The following is a 1,280-nucleotide window of genomic DNA, read 5'->3' on the forward strand; positions in this document are numbered from 1 at the left end:
CCCGAGGGCCGGGCCAGTCCGATGCCACCGGCGACCAACTGTGCGTCCCCCGTGAGCGCAAGTTAGCTGCCAGCTATCGGCCGGACCCCACGTTCGCCGAGTCCTGGTCAATTGTCAACTGACCGCTAATCTGTGAAACTGGCGTATAGCTGAGGGCTATACCGAGGAGGCGAGGGGAGGATGGTTCACCATGACCGGGACCGAGAGCAGCACCGAGTACGGGAGTGAGGAACGCCCCCTGCTCGCGACGCGCCTCGACGACCTGTTCCGAACGGTCCGCCCCAAGGGCAAGCACTGGACCAACGCCGAGGTCGCGGACGAGCTGAAGCGGGTGAACCCCGAACTCAAGGTCGGGGGTGTGTACCTGTCGCAGCTGCGCACGGGGAAGCGCTCCAACCCCTCACCCGACCTGCTGTCCGCCCTGGCCCGCTTCTTCGGGGTCTCGGTCGCCTACTTCTTCGACGACAAGGTCGCCGAGTCCGTGCTCGGAGAGCTCGCCGCCATCGAGGCGCTGCGGCAGTCCGGGGTACGCGCCGTGGCGATGCGGGCGGCCGGGATGAAGAAGGAGAACCTGCAGGCCATCACGGCCATCATGGACCAGTACCGGCAGATGCAGGGCCTGCCGCCCGTCGCCGACCCCTCCGAGTCGGGATGAGGGGCGCCCGCAAGGAGCGGGCGGCCGATCACGAACGCCGCAGCCGGCTCAAGAAGCTCCGGAAGGCCGGCGCGCAGCGGATCGCCGAACTCGATCTGCCGACGTCGACCGACGTGGCCGAGCTGTGCCGCCACCTCGGCGAGGTGCGCGACCGTCCGATCACCCTGGTCCCGATGCAGATGCCCTCGTCGCATCCGTGCGGCATGTGGGTGGCCGCCCGCGACGAGGACCTCATCTTCTACGACGCCAACACCACCGGCGCGCATCAGGAGCACATCATCTTGCACGAGCTGGGCCACATCATCTGCTGCCATCGCGGGGCAGGCGGGTTGGACGAGGCGGCCGCGCGCCTCCTCTTCCCCAACCTCGACCCCGAGCTCGTGCGCGACATGCTCCTGCGCGCGACCTACGACGACGTCCAGGAGCAGGAGGCCGAGATCATCGCCTACCTCCTGTCCCAGCGGATGGGCGACGCCGAGCAGCGGCACGCCACGGCGCCGGCCGCGGCGGCGGACGAGGACGGCAACCCCGCCAGGAGCGCCACGCTCAGCCGCATCGAACGCACCCTGATCTGAGATGGATCGCTTAGGTCGTGTCCGCGAAGTGGCGCCGGCCGCCCGAGGGA

At 69.1% G+C, this 1,280-nt stretch carries 2 protein-coding genes; both read left to right on the forward strand.

Annotation, left to right across the window (positions count from 1 at the left end):
- The first annotated feature begins 190 nt into the window (after positions 1 to 190).
- Positions 191 to 655 carry a helix-turn-helix domain-containing protein gene (locus ACWGIU_RS38060; protein WP_453712687.1) on the forward strand — a complete coding sequence of 155 codons (465 nt, stop codon included), beginning with the start codon at positions 191 to 193 and terminating at the stop codon, positions 653 to 655.
- Positions 652 to 1,230 carry a toxin gene (locus ACWGIU_RS38065; RefSeq protein ID WP_453712689.1) on the forward strand — a complete coding sequence of 193 codons (579 nt, stop codon included), beginning with the start codon at positions 652 to 654 and terminating at the stop codon, positions 1,228 to 1,230. The genes ACWGIU_RS38060 and ACWGIU_RS38065 overlap by 4 nt, the downstream gene beginning before the upstream one ends.
- Positions 1,231 to 1,280: the final 50 nt, after the last annotated feature.

Source organism: Streptomyces sp. NPDC054840, from assembly GCF_053611065.1.